The sequence below is a fragment of the Mitsuaria chitosanitabida ATCC BAA-476 = NBRC 102408 genome (assembly GCF_001598255.1).
In the GTDB taxonomy this organism is placed as follows: Bacteria; Pseudomonadota; Gammaproteobacteria; order Burkholderiales; family Burkholderiaceae_C; genus Roseateles; species Roseateles chitosanitabidus.
Window position 1 is genome coordinate 56,375 of record NZ_BCYP01000026.1, and the last position, 21,978, is coordinate 78,352.

At 71.1% G+C, this 21,978-nt stretch carries 15 protein-coding genes; 9 read left to right on the plus strand and 6 right to left on the minus strand.

Annotated features, from left to right (window positions below; genetic code table 11):
- The first annotated feature begins 10 nt into the window (after positions 1-10).
- The 5 genes from glgX to MCHT01_RS16960 all read left to right on the plus strand — a co-directional run bounded on the left by glgX (position 11) and on the right by MCHT01_RS16960 (position 6,572).
- Positions 11-2,179 carry a glycogen debranching protein GlgX gene (gene glgX, locus MCHT01_RS16940; RefSeq protein ID WP_067066668.1) on the plus strand — a complete coding sequence of 723 codons (2,169 nt, stop codon included), beginning with the start codon at positions 11-13 and terminating at the stop codon, positions 2,177-2,179.
- Between the two features lie 103 nt (positions 2,180-2,282).
- Positions 2,283-3,806, plus strand: coding sequence for a 4-alpha-glucanotransferase (gene malQ, locus MCHT01_RS16945; RefSeq protein ID WP_067066670.1), 1,524 nt, complete (start codon positions 2,283-2,285; stop codon positions 3,804-3,806).
- 149 nt (positions 3,807-3,955) lie between these two features.
- The gene (locus tag MCHT01_RS16950) at positions 3,956-5,158 is read left to right on the plus strand and encodes a cation:proton antiporter (RefSeq protein WP_067066671.1); all 1,203 of its coding nucleotides are present in this window, start codon (positions 3,956-3,958) and stop codon (positions 5,156-5,158) included.
- Between the two features lie 180 nt (positions 5,159-5,338).
- The gene (locus MCHT01_RS16955) at positions 5,339-6,139 is read left to right on the plus strand and encodes a hypothetical protein (protein ID WP_067066673.1); all 801 of its coding nucleotides are present in this window, start codon (positions 5,339-5,341) and stop codon (positions 6,137-6,139) included.
- 37 nt (positions 6,140-6,176) lie between these two features.
- Positions 6,177-6,572 carry a VOC family protein gene (locus MCHT01_RS16960; protein ID WP_067066676.1) on the plus strand — a complete coding sequence of 132 codons (396 nt, stop codon included), beginning with the start codon at positions 6,177-6,179 and terminating at the stop codon, positions 6,570-6,572.
- A gap of 70 nt (positions 6,573-6,642) precedes the next feature.
- Here the strand turns inward: MCHT01_RS16960 and MCHT01_RS16965 are convergent, their stop codons facing one another.
- From MCHT01_RS16965 to MCHT01_RS16975, 3 genes are all read right to left on the minus strand, one after another.
- Positions 6,643-7,182: a hypothetical protein gene (locus MCHT01_RS16965; protein ID WP_148661572.1), complete on the minus strand. Its 540-nt coding sequence runs from the start codon at positions 7,180-7,182 to the stop codon at positions 6,643-6,645.
- A 254-nt stretch (positions 7,183-7,436) separates the two neighbouring features.
- Complete coding sequence (locus tag MCHT01_RS16970) at positions 7,437-8,540, minus strand: Bug family tripartite tricarboxylate transporter substrate binding protein (protein WP_245643371.1); 1,104 nt, start codon at positions 8,538-8,540, stop codon at positions 7,437-7,439.
- A complete protein-coding gene (locus MCHT01_RS16975) occupies positions 8,533-9,453 on the minus strand; it encodes a LysR family transcriptional regulator (protein WP_067066680.1) in 921 nt (306 codons plus the stop codon). Before MCHT01_RS16975 ends, MCHT01_RS16970 begins: the two co-directional genes overlap by 8 nt.
- A 271-nt stretch (positions 9,454-9,724) precedes the next feature.
- Here MCHT01_RS16975 and MCHT01_RS16980 point away from each other — a divergent pair, with 271 nt between their 5' ends.
- The 3 genes from MCHT01_RS16980 (at position 9,725) to MCHT01_RS16990 (ending at position 13,727) form a co-directional block, all read left to right on the plus strand.
- Positions 9,725-10,867: a porin gene (locus MCHT01_RS16980; RefSeq protein WP_084452836.1), complete on the plus strand. Its 1,143-nt coding sequence runs from the start codon at positions 9,725-9,727 to the stop codon at positions 10,865-10,867.
- 90 nt (positions 10,868-10,957) lie between these two features.
- Complete coding sequence (locus MCHT01_RS16985) at positions 10,958-12,235, plus strand: PEP-CTERM sorting domain-containing protein (RefSeq protein ID WP_067066683.1); 1,278 nt, start codon at positions 10,958-10,960, stop codon at positions 12,233-12,235.
- A gap of 157 nt (positions 12,236-12,392) precedes the next feature.
- Complete coding sequence (locus MCHT01_RS16990; protein ID WP_067066860.1) at positions 12,393-13,727, plus strand: alpha/beta fold hydrolase; 1,335 nt, start codon at positions 12,393-12,395, stop codon at positions 13,725-13,727.
- A gap of 17 nt (positions 13,728-13,744) precedes the next feature.
- Here the strand turns inward: MCHT01_RS16990 and MCHT01_RS16995 are convergent, their stop codons facing one another.
- From MCHT01_RS16995 to MCHT01_RS17005, 3 genes are all read right to left on the minus strand, one after another.
- The gene (locus MCHT01_RS16995; RefSeq protein ID WP_067066684.1) at positions 13,745-14,368 is read right to left on the minus strand and encodes a hypothetical protein; all 624 of its coding nucleotides are present in this window, start codon (positions 14,366-14,368) and stop codon (positions 13,745-13,747) included.
- A gap of 442 nt (positions 14,369-14,810) precedes the next feature.
- The gene (locus MCHT01_RS17000) at positions 14,811-16,685 is read right to left on the minus strand and encodes a glycoside hydrolase family 13 protein (protein WP_067066686.1); all 1,875 of its coding nucleotides are present in this window, start codon (positions 16,683-16,685) and stop codon (positions 14,811-14,813) included.
- A gap of 161 nt (positions 16,686-16,846) precedes the next feature.
- A complete protein-coding gene (locus MCHT01_RS17005) occupies positions 16,847-18,631 on the minus strand; it encodes an alpha-amylase family glycosyl hydrolase (RefSeq protein WP_084452840.1) in 1,785 nt (594 codons plus the stop codon).
- A 579-nt stretch (positions 18,632-19,210) separates the two neighbouring features.
- Here MCHT01_RS17005 and MCHT01_RS17010 point away from each other — a divergent pair.
- Entirely contained in the window at positions 19,211-21,892 is a 2,682-nt protein-coding gene (locus MCHT01_RS17010; RefSeq protein ID WP_148661573.1) for an alpha-1,6-glucosidase domain-containing protein, read from the plus strand.
- The last annotated feature ends 86 nt before the right edge of the window (positions 21,893-21,978 follow it).

A 21,978-nucleotide genomic window follows, 5' to 3' on the forward strand; every position in this document is an offset into this window, starting at 1 on the left:
GATGCCTCCGATGACTGCCTTCCCCGATGTCCTGCAGCCCGGCCGCCACGAGCCGCTGGGCGCGACCGCCCGCGACGGCGGCGTCAACTTCGCGGTCTTCTCCGCGCATGCCACGCGCGTCGAGCTCTGCCTCTACGACGAGGCCGGCACGACCGAGCTCAAGCGCGTCGCGCTGCAGGGGCCGGTCGACGGCCTGTGGACCGGCTTCGCGCCGGGGCTGCGTCCGGGCCAGGTCTACGGCCTGCGCGCCCACGGCCCGCACGCGCCGCGCGAGGGGCATCGCTTCAACCCGAGCAAGCTGCTGCTCGATCCCTACGCCCGCGAGATCGTCGGCGAGTTCCGTTGCCTGCCCGAGGACCACGGCTATCCACTGGGCCATCCCGACGGGCCGCTCGCGCTGGACGAGCGCGACAACGGCCCGACCGCGCTGAAGGCACGGGTGGCCGCGCCGCTCGCCGGCGCCAGCCCGCGCGCCAACGCGCCGCGCCATGCGCCGGCCGACGTGGTGCTCTACGAGGTCCATGTGAAGGGCTTCTCGATGCGTCATCCGGAGATCCCGGAAGCGCTGCGCGGCAGCTACGCGGGTCTGGCGCATCCGGCCGCGATCGCCCATTTCAAGCGCCTGGGCGTGACGACGCTCTCGCTGCTGCCGGTGCAGCACGCCGTCGACGAGCCGCATCTCTTCGGCACCGGGCTGCGCAACTACTGGGGCTACAACACGCTGGGCTTCTTCGCGCCCGATCCGCGCCTGGCGTCCGGCGCGGTGCGCCACGATCCGGCGGCCGTGGCGGCGGAGTTCCGCGCCATGGTCCACGCGCTGCACGAGGCGGGGCTTGAGGTGGTGCTCGACGTCGTCTACAACCACACGCCCGAGGGCAACGAGTGGGGCCCGACGCTGTCGCTGCGCGGGCTGGACCAGAAGAGCTACTACCGCCTCGATCCCGAGGATCCGTCCCGGCTGCAGAACGTCACCGCCTGCGGCAACACCGTCAACGTCGAGCATCCGCGCGTGACGCAGCTGGTGCTGGACTCGCTGCGCTTCTGGGTGGGCGAGATGGGCGTGGACGGCTTCCGCTTCGACTTGGCGCCGGTGCTGGGCCGCACCTCGGCGGGTCACGATCCCGCGTCGCCGTTCTACACCGCGCTGCGCCAGGACCCGCTGCTGGCGCAGGTCCATCTGATCGCCGAGCCTTGGGACGCCGCGCCCGGCGGCTATCAGCTGGGCCGCTTCCCGGGCCGCTTCATGGAGTGGAACGACAAGTTCCGCGACGCCGCGCGCGGCTTCTGGCTGGGCCACGGCCCCGAGGGGACGACCATCGGCCGTGGCGAGTTCGCGCGCCGCTTCAGCGCCTCCAGCGACGTCTTCGATCCCGCGACGCCGACGAACGGCGGCGGCCGGCGTTCGCCGCTGGCGTCGATCAACTTCCTGGCGGTGCACGACGGCTACACGCTGAGCGACCTGGTCAGCTACGCCGGCAAGCACAACGAGGCCAACGGCGAGGACAACCGCGACGGTCGCGATGGTGAGCTCTGCGGCAACTTCGGCGTCGAGGGACCGACCGACGATCCCGTCATCCGCCAGGCCCGCGAGCGCGCGCGACGCGCCATGCTCGCGACGCTGCTGCTGTCGCAGGGCACGCCGATGCTGTACTCGGGCGACGAGTTCGGGAACGGGCAGGGCGGCAACAACAACGCCTACTGCCAGGACAACGAGATCGGCTGGCTCGACTGGCCCAGCGCCGACGCGTCGCTGATCGCCTTCACCGCCGAGCTGGCGCGTCTGCGCAAGGCCCACGGCCTGCTGCGCCGGGCGAGCTGGTTCGCGGCGGGCGACGACGCCGGCAACGGCGGCGATCGCGTGTCGCTGCGCTGGTTCCACCCCGAGGGCCACGAGATGCGCGCCGAGGACTGGAACGACGCGGACGGGCACGCGCTGAGCGCGCTGCTGAGCGAGGCTGGCGGCGAAGGCGCTGCCACCCGGAGCGAATCGCTGCTGCTCATGGCCAATCCGGGCGGGCAGCCGCGGAGTTTCGGACTGCCGGCACCGATCCCCGGCACCGCGACCGCGTCGTGGACGCTGTTGCTGGACAGCACGGGCGAGTCCTCGCCCGGCGCGCGGGTCGGCGACACGCTGCTCGTGCCGGCGCGCGGGCTGGTCCTTTGCCGCGCGGGCGGCTGAGAATCCGGCAACGCCCGTCGACCGATCCCGCCCCCCATCCACGATCCCAGATCCCCACGATCACCGATTCCACCGACCTCACCGATCACTTCGAGCGACCCCCATGACGATCGATCTCAACAAGCGCCAATCCGGTGTGCTGCTGCACATCACCTCGCTGCCCGGCCCGCACGGCATGGGCGATTTCGGCCCCGAGGCCTATCACTTCGTCGACTGGCTGCAGTCCTCGGGCCAGGCCATCTGGCAGTGGCTGCCCAGCACCCCGATCGGCCCGGGCGAGAGCCCCTATCAGGGCGTGTCGGCCTTCGCGGGCAGCCAGTGGATGGTGGCGCTGGAGCCGCTGGTGGCCAAGGGCTGGCTCGCGCAGCCGGTGACGCCGGCCGGTGGCTTCGACGCGGCCGACGTGGACTTCGCCCAGGTCCTGCCCTGGCGCGAGCAGCAACTGCGCGCCGCCGCGGCCGGCTTCTTCGCCCAGGCCCCCGCGCAGGAACGCGCCGCCTACGAGCTGTGGTGCGAGTCCCAGAAGGACTGGTTGCCCGACTACGCGCTGTTCATGGCGATCCGCTCGCCGCGCAACGGCCAGCCCTGGTGGGAATGGCCGCGCGACCTGGCCGCCCGCGAGCCGCAGGCCCTGGCGACCGCGCGTGCGCAGTACGCCGACGAGGTCGCGTTCTGGCAGTTCGTGCAGTGGTGCTTCGACGTGCAGGTCGGTGCGCTGAAGGCCTACGCCAACGAGCGCGGCGTCCACATCATGGGCGACCTGCCCATCTTCGTCGCCCACGACAGCGCCGACTGCTGGGCCCGCCCGGACCTGTACGAGCTCGACGAGCAGTTCCGCACCACGGTGGTCGCGGGCGTGCCGCCGGACGCGCTGTCGGCGACCGGCCAGCGCTGGGGCAATCCGCTGTACCGCTGGGACAAGATGGCCCACGAGCACTTCGCCTGGTGGACGGCGCGCGTCAAGCGCATGCTGAGCTCGGCCGACGTGTTCCGCATCGACCATTTCCGCGGTTTCGCGGCCTATTACGAGATCCCCGGCGACAGCCCCGACGCGACGCGCGGCCAGTGGAAGACCGGCCCGGGCAAGGCCTTGTTCGACGCCATCGCCAAGTCCCTGGGCGAGTTGCCCATCGTGGCCGAGGACCTGGGCTTCATCACGCCCGACGTGCACGAGCTGCGCGACGCGCTGGACTACCCCGGCATGAAGATCCTGCAGTTCGGCTTCGGCGGCGACGGCGGCCACGAGTTCCTGCCCCACAACTGGCCGCGCGCCGCGGTGGCCTACACCGGCACGCACGACAACGACACGGTGCGCGGCTGGTGGGACCACGCCAGCGCCCACGAGCGCGCCTATGTCGGCAGCTATCTGGCCTGCGGCGACCACGACATCCACTGGGCCATGATCCGCGCCTGCGCCAACTCGGTGGCCAACCTGTCGGTCTATCCGATGCAGGACGTGCTGGGCCTGGGCAGCGCCCACCGCATGAACGTGCCGGGCGTGCTGGGTGGCAACTGGGGCTGGCGCTTCACCTGGGACCAGGTCGGCGCCGAGCCGGGCCGCGTGCTGGGCCTGATCGCCGCCACCAGCGGGAGAGCCCCTATTGCCCTGGCGAAGCTGCCGGAGTGAAATGCTATGAAACCGCTTTCATAGGGTAAGCGAGAGCGGCGATCGTGGGGGCTTCTCCCCACAATCCGAACCCTGGGAGACAACGTTGTCATCGACGGGCTCGAGCGCGAGCGCGCCGGGGCGGATGACGACGCCCGAAGGAGCCGCCGATGAGCACGACCGAGATCTTCCTGATCGCGATGGCGATCGTCTTCACCGTCCCCTACCTGGTGTGGCGGCTGGGCGGCACCGATTACTTCGCGCCGCTGGTGGTCGTGCAGATCATCACCGGCATCCTGCTGGGCCCGGGCGTGCTGGGCCGCGCCTTCCCCGAGTACTACGGCTTCGTCTTCAACCCGGCGGTGGTGCAGTCGCTCAACGGCGTGGCCTGGTGGGCGGTGATGCTGTTCGTCTGGATCGCCGGCATCGAGCTCGATCTGAAGAAGGCCTGGGTGCATCGCGTCGAGAGCGGCATCACCGCGGGCCTCGCGCTGGGCGTGCCGATGGCGCTGGGCTCGGCGGCGGCGGTCGTGCTGCTGGGCCTGGGACCGCAGTGGATGGGCGCCCAGGCACAGACCTGGCAGTTCATCGTCGGCGTCGGCATGTCCTGCGCGGTGACCGCGCTGCCCATCCTCATCCTGCTGATGGAAAAGCTGGAGATCCTGCGCCAGCCCATCGGCCAGCGCATCCTGCGCTACGCCAGCCTGGACGACATCGCGATCTGGGGCGTGCTGGCGGTGATCCTGATGGACTGGTCGCGGGTGGGCAAGCAGGTGCTGTTCCTGGCGGCCTTCGCGTTGGCGACGATGCTGCTGCGCCGCCTGATGCGGGCGGTGCCGGCGCGCGACCGCTGGTACCTGGGTCTGATCTGGCTGGCGGTCTGCGCCTTCGGCGCGGACTGGTCGGGCCTGCACTACATGGTGGGCGCCTTCCTCGCCGGGGTGGTGATGGACGCGGAGTGGTTTGAGCAGCAGCAGCTGGACGCCCTGCGGCATCACGTGCTGCTGGTGGTGATGCCGGTCTTCTTCCTGAGCACCGGTCTGCGCACCCAATGGGGCCTGCAGGGCGGCGTGGTCTTCGCCGCGGCGGGCCTGCTGCTGGCGGCCTCGATCGGGGGCAAGCTGCTCGGCACCCATCTGGCCGGCCGCCTGCTGCGCTGGGGCCCGGGCGAGGCCGGCATCATCGGCTGGCTGCTGCAGACCAAGGCGCTGATCATGATCATCTTCGCCAACGTGCTGCTGGACAAACAGATCATCACCAGCGAGACCTTCACCGCGTTGCTGCTGATGGCCGTCGGATCGACCATGCTCACGGTGCCCGTCGTGGCGCCGCGGCTGGCGAGGATCCGGGAGCTGGTGTTCCGGGCAAGCTGAGGGCCCGCGACCCTTCGATCTCGGGTTTTCTCGCCCCCGCGAATGCGGGTTTCGGGCGCCTGTCGCCCGATTCGAAACGCGCTCCGGCTGGCGAGCCCGTGTCCCCTGATGGATAGTCCGTTCTCTTAACAAAGAGAAACAAAGCGACGTGAAGCGGCGCGGGACGACGAGGGGAATCACATGCAATCGAATCGGGCGCGCGGGTGGGGCGCGGCCTTGCTGTTGCTGGCCGTGGCGCTGGCCCTGCTGATCGGCACCTACCTGGTCCGGACGCGCAGCGACGAGTACCGACTGGCCGAGCGCTTCGTCCGGCAGGATCGGCGGATCGCCTCGGTGCTGGGGGAGGTGCATGAGGCGGGCTTCCGCTTCTGGCGCGGGCTGGCGCCGTCGGCCACGCGCGTGCGCGCCGTCGACGGGGAGGGCGCGTCCGCCTCCTTCGCGTTCGACGTGGACGCGGCCAAGGGCGATTACGTCGTGGAGGTGTGGCTGCGTCGCGGGGCGTCGGGCGACTGGGAGGTGGCCCGGGCCGATCTGCGCGGTGAGGACGGGATGCAGAACTTCCTGTTCGCGGCGGGCGCCGTCACACTGCCCCCGCCGCCGTTCTGCGACTTCTCCTATCCCCCCGAGCGCAGCGACGAGTTCCAGCAGGCGCCGCGCCTGAGCGGCTTCGTCGAGGTGCCCCACGCGGACCGTCGTGCCGCGCTCGAGCGGTTGGCCAGCGCGCGGGTGCTGCCGGTCGACCGCGAGGACTTCCGGCGTTTCGCCGGCCACGACCAGACGCGAAAGAACGGGTATCTGCTGCGCACGGTGCGCTACGCGCAGCTCGACGGCGGGCGCTACCAGGTCTTCAAGCTGGGGCGGCAGGTCTACGTGTCCTACGGCGTCAGGGGCGAGGCGCGGCCCTGCGAGGAGTCGGTGATCGCCCTGGAGACGGATGAACCGATCACCACGGCCTTCGCGGCGGCGGGCAGCGCGAGCTGACGGGGGCAGAATCGGCGCTTCCTTCCGGGAGCCCGCCTTGATCGATCACCTCGACCACCTGGTCCTCACCACCGCCCATGAGGCGGACTGCATCCGCTTCTACACCGAGGTCCTCGGCATGACGCTGGAGCGCTTCGTCGGCGGCACGCCGCCGGTCGCGCGCCAGGCCTTCAAGTTCGGCGCGCAGAAGATCAACCTGCATGTGAAGGGGCGCGAGTTCGAGCCCAAGGCCCACACGCCCGTCCCGGGCGCGCTGGACCTATGCTTCATCGCCTCGGTGCCGCTGGACGAGGTCATCCGCCGGCTGGGCGCGCTGCAGGTGCCCATCGTCGAGGGCCCGGTGATGCGCACCGGCGCGACGGGCAAGATCCGCTCGGTCTACCTGCGCGATCCCGACCTCAACCTGATCGAGATCTCCGAGCCGGTGGTCTGATCCGGCCGCCGGAATCGACCGCCCGACCGAGTCGCGCGAACCGGTCGATCGAGCGGTCCGCCGGGTCGCTTCAGCGCAGCCGGACGGTCGCCTGCGCGTGCGCCGCGGCGTGGGCCTGCGCCAGCAGCGTGCCCGAGGACATCGCCGAGGCCGGTGTCAGCATGGCGGCCTGGGTCGCCGCGCTGACGACCATCGCCGCCGTCGCGGTCCAGGGCAGGCCGACGCGAGCTTCCGCCAGCAGCCGCGCGGGGATGGGCTCCTCGTGGACGTGAGGGAGGATGGTCAGGTACTCGTCCGCGCGGGCGAGCTCGATGTCCTCCTCCGCCATGCCGACGAACACGTGCGCGAAGCCGCGCTCGATCGCGTCCAGCGCCGCCTCGGTCGCGCGGCGCCAGCGCTTGACGGCCGCCACCTCGGACCGCGACGCGGTGTCGGGCACCGGCCAGCGCGGGTCGCCCCCGGTCACCGCCAGGCAGGCCTGGAAGGACTCGACCACGCCTTGCGGCCCGCCCAGCCGGGCGTCCAGCACCTGGGTCGCGATCGTCCGCGCCAGATCGTGCTGGTGATACGGGACCATGACCCGTTCAAGAATGACTTCGTAGCGTCGCATGACGGTTCCTTCCTTGGCGTCGCTGCCTCGAGCGCCGCCTGTCGTTGTGGCTGGGGGAGGAAGGAGAATACTGTACGAACATACAGTATTCAATCCGTCGCGTGTCCCGCGAAGGGGCAAGCTGCCATGGCCTGTCAGCAGGGCGGACACCGAGGGACAGGGACGCGCCGAGAGGCCCTTCAAGGGGCTGGCGGCGGTGGTCCCCGGCCGGCCGTCGGTACGCCCGCCGATCGCTGTCCTGACGACGGGACCGTTCAGTCCGCCGGGACGCGCAGGGCGCGTTCGCGTTCCTTGGCGATGCGCGCCGCGAAGGCCGCCGAGGTCCCGCCGGTCGGCAGGTTGCTGACCTCCAGGATGCGGGCGCGGATCTCGGGCTGGCGCAGCGCCTCGTTGACCAGGGCGTTGATCAGCCGCAGCCGTTCCGGCGGGACGCCGCGTGGGGCGAACAGCCCGAAGGTCGAGACCAGGTTGGCCTCGGGGTAGCCGAGCTCGGCCAGCGTCGGCACCTCCGGCAGCACCGGCAGCCGCACCGGGGAGCCGATCGCCAGCGCCCTCAGCCGGCCCTGCCGCACGAACTGCAGCTGCGTCGAGGCGACGTTGGACGACAGCAGCTCGAACTGCCCGCCGATCGCGTCGGTGAGCTGCTGGCCGCCGCCCTTGTAGGGCACGTGGATGATGTCGACGCCCGCCGCGGCGCGGATCTGCGCCAGCACCATGTGGCCGACCGTCGCATGGCCCGAGGTGGCCCAGCGCAGTTGGCCGGGCGCGGCGCGGGCCGCCGCGAGCATGGCCGCGAAGCTGTCCGCCCTGAAGGACGGATGGGCCAGCACCAGCACCGGCGTGTCCATGACGCTGACCACCGGCGTGATGTCGCGCGGGCCGTCGAAGGCGGGCCGGGGCGCGGGCGCCGCGCCGGGCGTGGCGCCCGGCGGCGCGAAGACCAGCGGGCTGATCGCGCAGTAGGCGAGGGTCTGACCGTCGGGCGCGGCGCGGGCCAGCGATTCCAGCGCGGTCAGGCCGCCGGCGCCGGCGCGGTTCTCGACGATCACAGGCACCTTCAGCCGGGCGCCGATGAACTGCGCCAGCGCGCGGGCCGTGTCGTCGCTGACGCCGCCGGGCGGATAGGCCACCAGCAGGTGCAGCGGGCGCGTCGGCCAGGCCGGCGCGCTGGAGGACGCCGACGTGCTCGTGGCCGCCGCGGCGCTTCCCGGGGCCATCGCGGCGAGGCCCGCCGCGAGGCCGCCCACGACGCCCCCCGCGATGCCGGTCGCGACGCCATCCACGAGGCCGCCCGGGGGAGCGCCCGCGAGGGCGCCGATCGCGGCCGCGGCCCGCTGGATCGCCTCGCGCCTACGCATCGCCGTGCGCCTTCGCGATGCGGCGGGCGAGGGCGAGGAAGGTGGCCGTCGGCCCTTCCTGGTCGTGCGTCCGCCAGGCCAGCGTGAGCGGCGCCTCCAGCCGCGCGTGGCGTGGCAGCGGCCGGAACACGATGGAGTGGGCATGCACGCCACGCATCGACGCCGGCACCACCGAGATGCCGGCGCCCGCCGCGACCAGGTTGAGGTTCATCATCATCCGGTCGACCTCGACGAAGCTGCGCGGGCGCACGCCCTCGCGCTCGCACAGCGCCAGCAGGTTGGCGTAGAGGCCGGGCGCGCCGGGACGGCGCACGAGGATCAGGTCCTCGCCCTCGAGCTCGCCCAGCGGCACCGGCGTCGTCGCCGCGCGCGGCGCCTCGGCCAGGCGATGGTCCAGCGGCAGCGCCAGCAGCGCGGGTTCGCTCAGCAGGGGCTCGAAGCTCAGGCCCTCGGGCCGCGCCACCGGCACGCGCAGGAAGCCGCAGTGCAGGCGCGACTTGGCGATCGCGTCGATCAGCTCGGCGGCGTTGTTCTCGGTCATCGAGAGCGCGATGCCCGGGTGCTCCCCGCGGCACGCGCGCAGCACCGCCGGCGTGAACGCATGCGCCGCCGCCGAGCTGGTGAAGCCCACCGACAGCAGCCCGTGCTGCCCGCCCGCGAGGCGGTCCATGCGCTCGCGCATGTCGCCGAAGTCGCGCAGCAGGCGCCTGGCTTCGTCGAGGAAGTGCCGGCCCGCGTCGGTCAGGCTCACGCCCTTGGGATGCCGGTGCAGCAGGGACAGGCCGAGCTCCTGCTCCAGCGTCTTGATCTGCTGGCTCAGCGGCGGCTGCTGCATGCCCAGCAGCGCCGCGGCGCGCGTCATGTGGCCGGTCTCCGCGACCGTCACGAAATAGCGCAGGTGTCTCAGGTCCATCGCCAGGGGTCTCCAGGTCCTTCGGGCGTGACGCGCGGCGGCCGATCGGCGCGAGGGCGCGATGGCGGCGGCGTCCGCTCCATATCGAAAACGTCTCGGACTCTGCGATTCAGTGTATTTGACGCTATGGAGCGCGGTCACTAAGGTCCGCCCCGGATAGCGCGAACGGGCCCGGCGGCATCGCCGGACCCGCGCCGACCTTCCGATCACGGTCCCGACGAGGACACGACGACAACCAGACGGAGACAAGACAGTGAAGAACGCATCGAGGATGACGACGAGGTCCACGGCCGGCGCGACGACGCGCGCGGCCGACGCCGCGCGGCGGGCGAGAAGGTCGGGGCGCGCGCCGGCCCGGGCCGCGTGGATGGCGGCGGCCACGGCGACCGCGGCCTTCGCGCCGGCGGCGTGGGCGCAGGAGAGCGGCGTGCAGGTGTTCGGGCTGCTGGACATCGGCGTGCAGGCGATCAAGGCCAGCGGCGCCGACACCCGCTACTTCGTCAACAGCGACGGCAACACCTCCAGCCGCTTCGGCGTGCGCGGCACCGAGGACCTGGGCGGCGGCCTGAAGGTGGGCTTCTGGCTGGAGTCCGCCGTCTCCGTCGACGACGGCACGAGCGGCGCCACCAGCACCAACAACAAGGATTCGGTCAGCGGCGGTCTCACCTGGGGCCGCCGTGCGACGGTGCAGGTCTCCGGCCCCTGGGGCGAGCTGCGCCTGGGCCGCGACTACGTGCCCTCGTTCGGCAACCTCACGACCTCCATGCATCCCTTCGGCACCAACGGCGTGGGCAGCTCGGGGCTGATGTTCTATCCGGTCGCGGCCGGCGGCACGACGGCGCGCACCAACGTGCGGGCGTCCAACTCGATCGGCTACTTCACGCCCTCGGGCATCAACGGTTTCTACGCGCACGTGATGGTCGCGCTGGGCGAGCAGGGCGCCGGGCCCACACATCGCGACGGCGACCTGCAGGGCGCGCGCCTGGGCTGGCGCAACGAGGACATCAACGTCTCCGGCGCGATGTCCCGCACGCGCTACGCCACCGGCGACTACACGCAGAGCAACGTCGGCGCGACCTGGCAGGTCGGGCCCGCCAAGCTGATGGCGCTGTGGGGCGAGAACAAGGTCGGCGTCACCAAGACGGTGGCGCGCATGCTGGGCACGCAATGGCGGCTCGGACCCGGCGAGCTGCGTTTCGCCTACACCTGGCTGAGCGCCAAGGGCGTGGCCAGCGACGCGACGCATATCGCGATGGGCTACGTCCTCGACCTGTCCAAGCGCACGGCGCTCTACGGGAACATCGCCCGCATCGACAACAAGGGCCCCGCGATGCGCTTCAACGTCGGTGTCGCGTCGACGCTGGCCGGCGGCGACAGCGGCGGCGTCGAGGCCGGCGTGCGCCACAACTTCTGACCCATGTCCCTCGGGCGCGTCGCCGGTCCGGTCGCGGCTTCATGGCCGCTTCAAGCCGGCGACAAGCCCCAGCAACGCAGGAGCCTCAGCATGTCCTTCATGACCTCTCCCCAGCGCCTGGCCGGCGCGGCCGCGCTCGTGGCCGCGTCGCTGGCGTCCTTCGGCGCCCATGCCGAAGCCACCAGGATCCTGTTCGTCGGCAACAGCTACACCTTCGGCCGCGTCGATCCGGTGATGAGCTACAACGCCGCCAACGTCCACGACCTCACCGCCGCGATGTACGCGACGAACCCGAGCGGGGCCAACAGCTTCGAGCCCCATCCCTGGGGCGGCGTCGCGGGCATCTTCAAGCAGTTCACCGTCGAGGTCGGGCTGGACTACGACGTGTCCCTCTCGGCGCGCAACGCGGCCTCGCTGCGCGGGCAGTTCCTCAACAGCAACGGCGCGGGCTGGGACCTGCGCGGCAACATCGGCTCGCAGGCCTGGGACAAGGTCGTGCTGCAGGAGCAGAGCGACGAGCCGCTGACCCGGCAGCCGGGCCTGGCCTCGAACCCCGCCTACTTCAGCACCTACGCCGATCTGATCGAGAACTGGATCCACCAGGGCAACGCGCTGAGCTACCGCGAGCGCGACCTGATCGGCGGCACGAACGCGAAGTGCGCCGACATCACCGGCGCGTCCGCCGGCACCTGCGGCACCCTGCGCAACATCCCGGCCAACGCGAACGCCAACCCGAACGCGCAGGTCTACCTGTACCAGACCTGGGCCCGGCCCAACCTGGTCGACGCGCCAAGCCAGACGACCACCGATCCGGTGACCGGCGCCGTCATCCCGACCGGCGTGCCGGCGACCTCCTTCTACACGAGCCTGCAGGCGATGACGGATGACCTGCGCGGCGCCTATCTCGGCGCGGCGCTGGCGGCGGGCGCGGACGGCTCGGGCGGCATCGCCGGCATCGCCCCGGTGGGCGACGCCTTCATGCGGGCGATCGCCGACGGCGTCGCGACGCCGGACATGTATGCGCCGTCGGCGATGTCGGATGGCTTGATCGACCTGTGGTTCGACGACGGCACCCATGCGAGCAAGTACGGCTCCTACTTGAGCGCGCTGACGCTGTTCGGCACGATCACCGGGCTGGATCCGGCGACGCTGGGCCTGAACGAGATCGCGGCGCGCGACCTGGGCATCAGCGCGAAGGACGCCGGCCTGCTGCAGCGGGTCGCCAGCGCGCAGCTCGGCCTCGCCGCGGTGCCGGAGCCGGCGACGCTGGCGCTGGTCGGACTGGGCGTGGGCTTGATGTGGCTGCGTCGCCGTCGCGGCGCGGCTCCCGGCGCGATGGCGCCAGCGATGGCCGCGATGGCGGCTTGAACCCGAGACGGGATCGGAGATCAGGATGACGATGCAGGCAAACGCGCGGACGGCGCTCACGAGGCGGACGACGCGCACGGACCGCGGGACGCGCCGCATGCGAACGATGCGGATCGCGCGTTCGGGCGCATGGATCGCGCTGACGCTGAGCTTGGGCATGTCCGCCGCTGTCGCGAAAGACGCGGCGAAGGACGCGCCGCCTTTCGTGCTCCAGGGCTCAGCGGCGACCGAGGTGACCGGCGAGGCCGCGCCCGTGCCCACGGCCTGCCCCGCGGGCGTGGGCGAGGGCACGACCTGCCTGTCCGGGAAGGACCGGGCGGGCGCGTTCTACCTGATCGCGATGCCCCGGCAGTGGAACGGCGACCTCGTGCTGCACGCGCATGGCGGGCCTTTCCTCGGCGCGCCGACGGCCAAGCGGGTGGCGGAGGACCTGGAGCGCTGGTCGATCATGCCGAGGCTGGGCTACGCCTGGGCGGCGTCGAGCTATCGGCAGGGCGGCGTCGCCGTCACCGCCGCGGGCGAGGACACGGAGCGGCTGCGCAAGCTCTTCATCGCCAAGGTCGCCAAGCCCCGGCATGTGTGGCTGCACGGGCAGTCCTGGGGCGCGAGCGTGGCGGCCAAGGAGGCTGAGAACTTCGCGCAGGGCAAGCCCTACGACGGTGTGCTGCTGACCTCGGGCGTGCTGGGCGGCGCGACCCGGAGCTACGACTTCCGCATGGACCTGCGGGCGGTCTACCAGTACCTGTGCCACAACCACCCGCTGCCCAGCGAGCCGCAGTACCCGCTGAACATCGGGCTGCCGCTGGACTCGACCCTGAAGCAGCACGAGCTGGCGAAGCGGGTGGACGACTGCCTGGGCCTGAACAAGCCGGCGGCCGAGCGCACGCCGGAGCAGGCGCGCAAGGTCAAGACCATCGTGGACGTGGTGCACATCCAGGAGCGCAGCATCCAGGCGCATCTGAACTGGGCGACCTGGCACTTCCAGGACGTGACCTTCAAGCGCACCGGGGGGGCGAGTCCCTTCGGCAACGAGGGCGTGGTGTACGCGGGCTCCTCGGACGACGCCGCGCTGAATGCCGGCGTGCCGCGTTTCAAGGCCGATCCCCAGGCGATCGCGACGCTGTCGGCCGACGCCGACCTGGGCGGCCGGATCCCGGTGCCGGTGCTGACGGTGCACGCGATCCACGATCCGACGGCGATGGTGGAGTTGCAGGAGGTCTTCGGCAAGACCATGGCCGCGGCCGGTCGCGGGGATGCGCTGGTGCAGACCTACACCGGCGACAAGGACCACAGCTACCTGAGCGATCCCACCTATGCCGCGCTGATGGAGGCGTTGACCAGCTGGGTGGAGCAGGGCCGCAAGCCGACGCCGGAGGGCATCGCGGCGGGCTGCGAGAAGGCCAAGGCGACGCTGGGCTCGACCTGCCGGTTCGAGCCGGCGTATCAGCCCAAGGACTTGGAGACGCGGATGCCCTTGCGGATGAAGCCCTGAGCGGGAAACGCGCGGTCTCAGGGCTTGGCGGCCGGGGCGATCGTCAGCCGGGATTCGCCTTCGGCCAAGGTGGTCACCTGCGTGCAGCCATCAGGCAAGCGCTCGCACAGCATGACCACGATGTGTCGTGAGCCGTCTTGCGCGGGGGCGATCACCATGCCTTGCTCGTCCCGTCGAGGGTAGGTGAGCGCCGTCCGCAGGGCCGCCTTCGGGATCGCCGGGAGGCGTCCCGCCAACCAGTCCAGGTTGGACAGGGACAGGTCCTCATTGAGGCGACCATCGACGCTCGAATAGGTGCCGTGAAGGGCAAGCACCGCGTCGGTCTCAAGAACGATGGGGTCGCCTGCCAATGCAAGGAGCGTGCAAACCGACAGGCATTTCCCGGATACGACGATCCGCTTGTTGGCGAATTTCGCGAAGAGGAACTTGTCCGCGATCGAGTCGCCGCCCGGGATGTCGCGCAACCGGATCTCCTCGATGTTCCAGTGCTTGTTGAACATCGCCTCGATGAACTCGATGTCCTGGAGCCCGATCGGCCCGTTCTCGATCCATATCGTGCGGCCGTCGGTATGGGCAATCTGCCTTTCATCAGCGATGGAGAGTAGAGGGATCGCAAGAATGAGGATGGGGAGCATCTTCATGGCAGATACGGGTTCTGACCCATCGAGATCTCTCCTTGGGTCAGTTCTTGGATCATTGACTTCTCCAGTTCGATGTGACGATCCGATCCGAGTTTGAATCGGGTTGATTGGCGGCCGCGGAACGAGTGTCCAGCACCGTCTTCGGCACGCCCATTCAGGGAATGTCCTGCTCGGGAGACTGCCTAGAGGATTCAAGTCGGTCCGCTACCGCGACTGCTGGAGACAGTCGCGCGGGATGGTCAGTTCAAGTCGACCCCATCGACTCAAGCCGAACTTGATCAAACAAGCGCGAGGCAATGCCCAACTGTCGCGCTCTGGAATTGGCCGATCCAGTTGGAACGCATCGCCAGCTCGACAGCACGGGCCAGGCGCCCGTTCCGACAGCGGCATTCGCGATCGGCGGCCCGGTGATCTCCCGATCGTTGGGCCGCCGACCCGGCAATCACTCGATGCTCAGCACCGTCACCGACCGCGCCGGCACGGTGAGCGTGCGGCCCAGCGTGTGGCGCTCGCCGGTGATCACGTCGGTGGCGGTGTCGCCGGCCTGGATCATCTCGGCGAAGCGCGTCAGGTCCAGCTCGTGCGGACCGTCGGTCTTGTTCAGCACCAGCATCACCCGACGGCCCTTCAGGCCCTGCGCCGCGTCGTAGCGGAACAGCACGTAGCTGCCGCCCAGCGGCGCGTACTGCATCAGCGCGCCGTCATGCACCAGGCGCTCGGACTTGCGCCAGGTGAGCAGCCGTCGCAGGAAGGTCTGCGCCTCGCGCTGGCGGTCGGTCAGGCCGGCGCCGGTGAAGGCGTCGATCTTGTCGCCCGCCCAGCCGCCCGGGAAGTCCGAGCGCACCACGCCGTCGTCGCGGTGGCGCGGGCTCTCCATCAGGATCTCGGTCCCGTAGAAGAACTGCGGGATGCGCTTGACCACGCTGATGTAGGACCACGCCATCTTCGTCAGCGCCAGGTCCTCGTGCAGCACGCTGTACACGCGCGGCGTGTCGTGGTTGCCCTCGAAGAGCACCAGGTTGCCGGGGTCTGGATAGACGAAGTCGTGCGCGAGCGCCTCGTACACGCGCGTGAAGCCGCCGTCGTGCGCGTCCTTCACGTTCAGGCCGGCCAGCAGCGCCTCCTGCAGCGGGAAGTCCATCAGGCTGGGCAGCGACGAGACGTAGCCGTCATGGTTGCGCTTGCCCGCCTGCCAGTAGGACACGACCGCCGGGTGGGAACTCCACTCCTCGCCGACGATGTTCAGCTTCGGGTACTCCTCCTTCAGGCGCCGGGACCAGGCGGCCAGGAAGTCCTTGTCGGAGTAGCTGTAGGTGTCGGTGCGCACGCCCGCCAGGCCGGCGTGCTCGATCCACCACAGGCTCATCTGCGTCAGGTAGGTCGCCAGCAGCGGCTGGCGCTGGTTCAGGTCGGGCATGCCGGGGCTGAACCAGCCGTCGCTGAAACGCTTGCGGTCGCTGGGCGCCGCGTACGGGTCCTGCAGCGTCATGCGCGCGTGATGCGTCTCGGTGTACTGGGGCCAGGTGTTGACCCAGTCCGCCGTCGGCAGGTCCGCCATCCACCAGTGATGGCCGCCGATGTGGTTCAGCACGATGTCCTGGATCAGGCCGACGCCGCGGCGCCTGGCTTCGACGCTCAGGCGCACGTAGTCCTCATTGCCGCCGAAGCGCGGATCGATCTTGTAGAAATCGGTCGCGGCGTAGCCGTGATAGCTCCACTTGGGGCTGTCGTTCTCCGAAAGCGGCGTGGGCCACAGCATGGTGAAGCCCATGCCGGCGATGTAATCCAGATGCGCGATCAGGCCGGCCAGGTCGCCGCCGTGGCGACCGCCCGGGTCGGCGCGGTTGGCGCCCTCGGCCATGCCGGCGACCTCGTCGTTGCGGGGATCGCCGTCGGCGAAGCGGTCGGGGACGACCAGGTAGATCGCGTCCTTCGGGCCGAAGCTCTCGCGCTGCGCGGAGCCGGCGGCACGCGCGAGCAGCGCATAGGGGTGTTCGAGCACGACCTGACCCCCGCGCCGCAGGCGCAGCGTCAGCGTGCCGGGCGCGGTCGAGGGATCGACGCGCAGGTCGACGAAGAGGTAGTTGGGGCTGTCGCCACGCCGCGTGCCGACCAAGGTCACGCCGGGCATCGGGGCGATGTCGACCTCGAGCGCGCCGATGCCGCTGCCGTGCAGCATCACCTGGAGCTCGGGGCGGGCCATGCCCACCCACCAGTGCGGCGGCTCGACGTGGGCGAGGCGCGGGGACGTGCCGGCCGGCGCGGTGCCGGAGGAAGGAGCGGCCGTCGCGGCGACGGCGACCGAGGGCTGGGTCATGGCGGTGAGGCTCAGGACGAGAGGAAGAAAGAGGGCGGATCGTCGCGAGAGCGTGAGCGGCGACGATGACGAGGGCATGGCGGCGGTGTCGGACGTGTCGGGCGACGGGGCGAGCGGTGGACGCGGTGACGGATCGGACGACGAACGCATCGCGCGGGCCCTCAGCGTAGACGGAAAACGCGCACCGAGCGCGCCGGCATCGGAATTGACACCGCGCCTCGGGCGTCGGCACGGAGGTCGGCGGCGCTCATCCCCGCTGCGCCGGCTGCATTCGTGGCGTCAGCGGCATCCGCCGCGCCGACCTTGCTCGCGGCCTGCGTGGCGGCCGAACCCGCGGCGCCCGCCGCCGGATACAGCGACGCCAGGCGCGCCTTGGCGGGCAGCGTCGGCGTGGCCGTGGCGGCCTCGTCGCCATAGTTGACGACGACCAGCACGCGCTGACCGCGCCAGGCGCGCTGGAAGCTCAGCACCTGGCCTTGCGCGAGGGGAGCCTCGTAGCTGCCGCGCGCGATCGCGGGCTGGCTGTTGCGCAGCGCCAGCATGGCCTTGTAGAAGTTCAGCAGCGAGCCCGGGTCGGCCGCCTGTGCCTGCGCGTTGTGGGAGGCCGCGTTCGGCGACACCGGCCGGAAGGGCTTGCCGGCGCTGAAGCCCTGGCCATCGGCATTCCAGCTCATCGGCGCGCGCAGCGGCTCGTCGCCCGGCAGGCCGTCGACGCCGGCCTGGCCGATCTCCTCGCCGTAATAGATGAAGGGTGTGCCCGGCAGCAGCAGGTAGGTCGCGGCGGCCAGCTTGTAGCGCGACTCGTCGCCGCCGAACTGGTCCCAGGCCCGCTTGCCCGCGAAGATGTCGTGATTGCTCAGCATGGTCGCCATGCTCAGCGGCGCGGTCTTGAAGAAGTCGGCCACCTGGGCGACCGCCTCGGCCGACGCCTGGCCGCCCTTGGCCGCGTCGATGACGGCGCGCTCCAGTCCGAAGGCGAAGGCGCTGCCGCAGACCTCGTCGCGGGTGTAGACGCGCGGCTCGGCGGTCGCCTCGCAGACGACGTAGCGGCGCGGATAGCGCTTGATCTGCTGCGTGTACCAGCCGGTCAGCTGGCGACTCTCGGGCTGGTCGTTCCAGTCCTTGGCGCTGTTCTCGATCAGATGCGGGACGGCGTCCAGCCGGAAGCCGTCCAGCCCGCGGTTGAGCCAGAAGCGCAGGCTGTCGGCGTGGTACCGCACCACCGCCGGATTGCGCATGTTGAAGTCGGGCATGTGCGGCCCGAACACCGCGAAGTAGCGCGGCGTGCCGGCCGGCGCGTCCGGCTTGGGCGGGGCGCTGGCGCCCTCGGCGACCTGCGGGACTTCCTCGCCCGGCAGATACCAGGGCGTGTGGCCCCAGATGTCCCAGTCCTTGAGCGTGGACAGCGGCGCGTCCGACCACACGAACCAGTCGCGCCAGGGGCTCTTCGGATCGGCCGCGGCGGCCTGGAACAGCGGATGCTCGCGGGCCGCGTGGTTCAGGATGTAGTCCATGACCACGCCGATGCCGCGCTTGTGGGCCTCGCGCAGCAGCTCGTCGAAGTCGGCCAGCGTGCCGTACTGCGGCTCGATCGCGCGGTCGTCGGCGATCGCGTAGCCGTGGTCGTGATCGGCGCTGGCGGTGATGGGCATCAGCCAGATGCCCTTGATGCCGAGGTCCTTGAGGTAGTCGAGCCGGCCGATCAGCCCGCGCAGGTCGCCGACGCCGTCACCATCGCTGTCCTGGTAGCCGCGCACGAAGATCTCGATGAAGGCGCCGTGCTGCCAGCCCTCGGGCAGAGTGCTGCGCCCCAGGCGTTCCGGGACCGCGGACAGGTCGACCGGTGGGGCGGGGTGTCCGGCGGCGATCGCGGCGTTCATGCCTGCCGCCAGGCCGGCGGCGGACATCAGGACGGCGATCGAGGCGGCGAGCGGGGCGCGCTTCATGCGGCAGGTCTCCGGAGTCTTGTTGTGTGTAGCAAAAGTACGAATCTTGTCGCCGCCGGAAAGCGCCAATCGATGGCGGCACCCAGGGCTTCAAGCGCTGGGCAGCATAGAAGGATTGGTGTTTGAAGGGAAGTCCTGATACCCCTGATATGTAGTTTTGCTACCATCTTTGTCGACCGTTCCAGACCCGTGAGCGGCACACAAGAACATGGAGACCCGATGGGATCGCGATCGCACCCGTACCGCCTGTTGCCGCTGCTCGCGGCGATGAGCCTCTTCGGCCCGCAAGTCGGTCAGGCCGCTCAAGGCAGCCAGGCTCCGCAAGTCGGCCAGGCTGCTCAAGCCGGTCAGGCTCCGCAAATTGGTCAGGCGGCTCAAGCCGGTCAGGCTCCGCAAATTGGTCAGGCTGCTCAGGCCGGTCAGGCTCCGCAAATTGGTCAGGTCTCGCGAGGCGCGAATGCGGGGCAGGTCGCGTCGACGAACTCCCTCTCCCGCGGGGCGGGAGAGGGCGGGGGTGAGGGTGGGAGCGCGCTCAGTACGCCGGACGAGGCTGCCGCCTGCGCCGGCCCGCTGGCGACGGTGATCACGCCGATCTCGCCCGCCTTCGCCAAGCCCGACGGTCTCCCTCAGCCGGTGTGGATCGATGCCCGCCGCCTTCTCTGGCCAGGCCTGACGCTCCATCCGGGCGAGGTCGTGCGCCTGCATCGCTCCGCCGCCGGCGTGCTGACGCTGACCGACGGCCGCATCACGGGTGCGGACCGCAGCCTCACGCTCTCGCCATCGACCGAGCCGCTCTCCACCGAGATCGCCGACCAGACGCGCTACCTCCAGACCGACGTCCAGTTCGCGCTGCCCGACGCGCCGCCGCCCGCCGCGGCGGGTTCCGCCGGCACGGCGTCCACGCCCGACATGGCCGATGCCCAGGCGCTGCATCGGGGTCAGGTCGTGCTTGCCGTCGAGGACGCGCAGGGCCGCGTGCGGCGCTGGAGTGCCGCGCAGTCCGCGCGCGCGCTCGACGCGCTCTATGCCGCCGCCGAGAGCGAGCCCGCGCTGGGCGTGTCGCTCAGCGGCGAGCGCGCGAGCTTCAAGCTCTGGGCGCCGACGGCCGATCGCGTCGAGCTCTGCGCCTATCCCGGCCCCGACGCGCCGGCGAGCGCGCGCCTCCCGCTGGCCCGCGACGACCGCACCGGGATCTGGTCCGCGACCGCGCCCGGCGTGCGCCCGGGCGACTCCTACCGCTACCTGGTCGAGGTCTTCGTCCCCGGCCTGGGCCGCGTGCGCAACCTGGTCACCGATCCCTATGCGGTGAGCCTGTCGGCCGACTCTGCGCGCAGCTACGTCGCTGATCTGGACGAGCCGCGCCTCAAGCCCGCCGGCTGGGACGCGAGCCGCATCCCCGACCGCGTGAGGACCCCCACCGACATGGTGGTCTACGAGCTGCACGTGCGCGACTTCTCCCGCGACGACACGAGCGTCCCCGCGGCGATGCGCGGCAAGTACCTGGCCTTCACGCAGCAGCGCTCGCAAGGCATGCGCCATCTGCGCGAGCTGTCGCGCGCCGGGCTGACCGACGTGCACCTGCTGCCGATCTTCGACATCGCCTCGGTCCCCGAGCGCGCTTGCCAGGCGCCGCCGATGCCGCCCCGGAGCGCCGGCCCCGAGGCGGTCGCGCGGGCGGCGCGCGAGGGCGCGGCCCGGGACTGCTTCAACTGGGGCTACGACCCCTTCCACTACACCGCGCCCGAGGGCAGCTACGCGAGCGACGCCAACGACGGCGCCGTCCGCGTGCGCGAGCTGCGATCGATGGTGATGGGCCTGCACGCGGCGGGGCTGCGCGTGGGCATGGACGTGGTCTACAACCACACCAGCACCTCGGGCCAGGCGGCCCAGTCGGTGCTGGACCGCATCGTCCCCGGCTACTACCAGCGGCTGGGCGCGACGGGCCAGGTCGAGACCTCCACCTGCTGCGACAACACGGCCACCGAGCACCGCATGATGGGCAAGCTGCTCGTCGACTCGGTGGTGACCTGGGCGCGCGCGTACAAGATCGCCTCCTTCCGCTTCGACCTGATGGGCCATCAGCCACGCGCGGTGATGGAGCAGCTGCAGGCGCGGCTCAAGCGCGAGCTGGGCCGCGAGGTGCAGTTGATCGGCGAGGGCTGGAACTTCGGCGAGGTCGCCGACGGCCGGCGCTTCGTGCAGGCCTCGCAGCTGTCGCTGAACGGCACCGGCATCGGCACCTTCAGCGACCGCGGCCGCGACGCGGTGCGCGGCGGCGCGGCCGGCGACGGCCCGGCGGAGGCGGTCCGCCATCCGGGTTTCATCGTGCCGGCCGATCCCGCCGACGCGGCGCGCCGCGAGGAGCTGCTGCGCCAGTCGGACCTGCTCAAGCTGGCGATGGCCGGCACCTTGCGCGACTACCCGCTGGAGACGGCCGACGGCCGACGCGTCACCGGCGAACAGCTGCCCTACGGCGGCCAGCCGGGCGGCTACGCCTCGGTGCCGGCGGAGGTCGTCAACTACGTCGAGAACCACGACAACATGACGCTGTTCGACGCGCTGGTGCTGAAGCTGCCGGCCACGACCCGCGTCGAGGACCGCGCCCGCACGCAGATCGTCGCCCTGGGCCTGAATGCCCTGAGCCAGGGCATCGCCTACTTCCATGCCGGCGGCGAGCTGCTGCGCTCCAAGTCGCTGGACGGGAACAGCTACGACTCGGGCGACGGGTTCAACCGGCTGGACTGGTCGATGACGGACAACGGGTTCGGCATCGGGCTGCCGCCGACGGCACAGCGGTCCGGCCCCCAGGGGGAGGCGCCGCCGCTCCTGCCTTACCTCGCGCTGCCGGCCAAGCCTGACCCGGCCACCATCGCCTGGACCAGCCGCGCCTTCATGGACCTGCTGCGCGTGCGCGCCAGCACGCCGCTGTTGCGGCTGGCCGACCCGGCGGAGATCCGGCGTCGTCTGGTCTTCCACAACACCGGACCGGGGCAGCAGGCCGGGGTGATCGTCGGCCGACTGGACGGACGGGGCCGCGCCGATGCGGTCTTCGACCGGCTGCTCTACGTGATCAATGCCGGCGCCGCGCCGGCAACGCTGACGCTGCCCGAGGAGGCCGGCTTCGCCTGGCGCCTGCATCCGGTCCAGCGCGCGGCGGGAGCCGCCGACCAGCGGGTCCGGCAGTCGTCGACGCTTGACCGCGCGAGCGGCCGCGTCCAGGTGCCGGCGCGCAGCGTGACCGTGTTCGTCGTGGCGCGCTGAGCCCGGGAGGCGCGCTCGGCGCCGGTGCCGAGGCCCCGCGATCGGGTGGGGCGGCGACCGGGGCGTGACCGGGTTCGCGCCCGCGA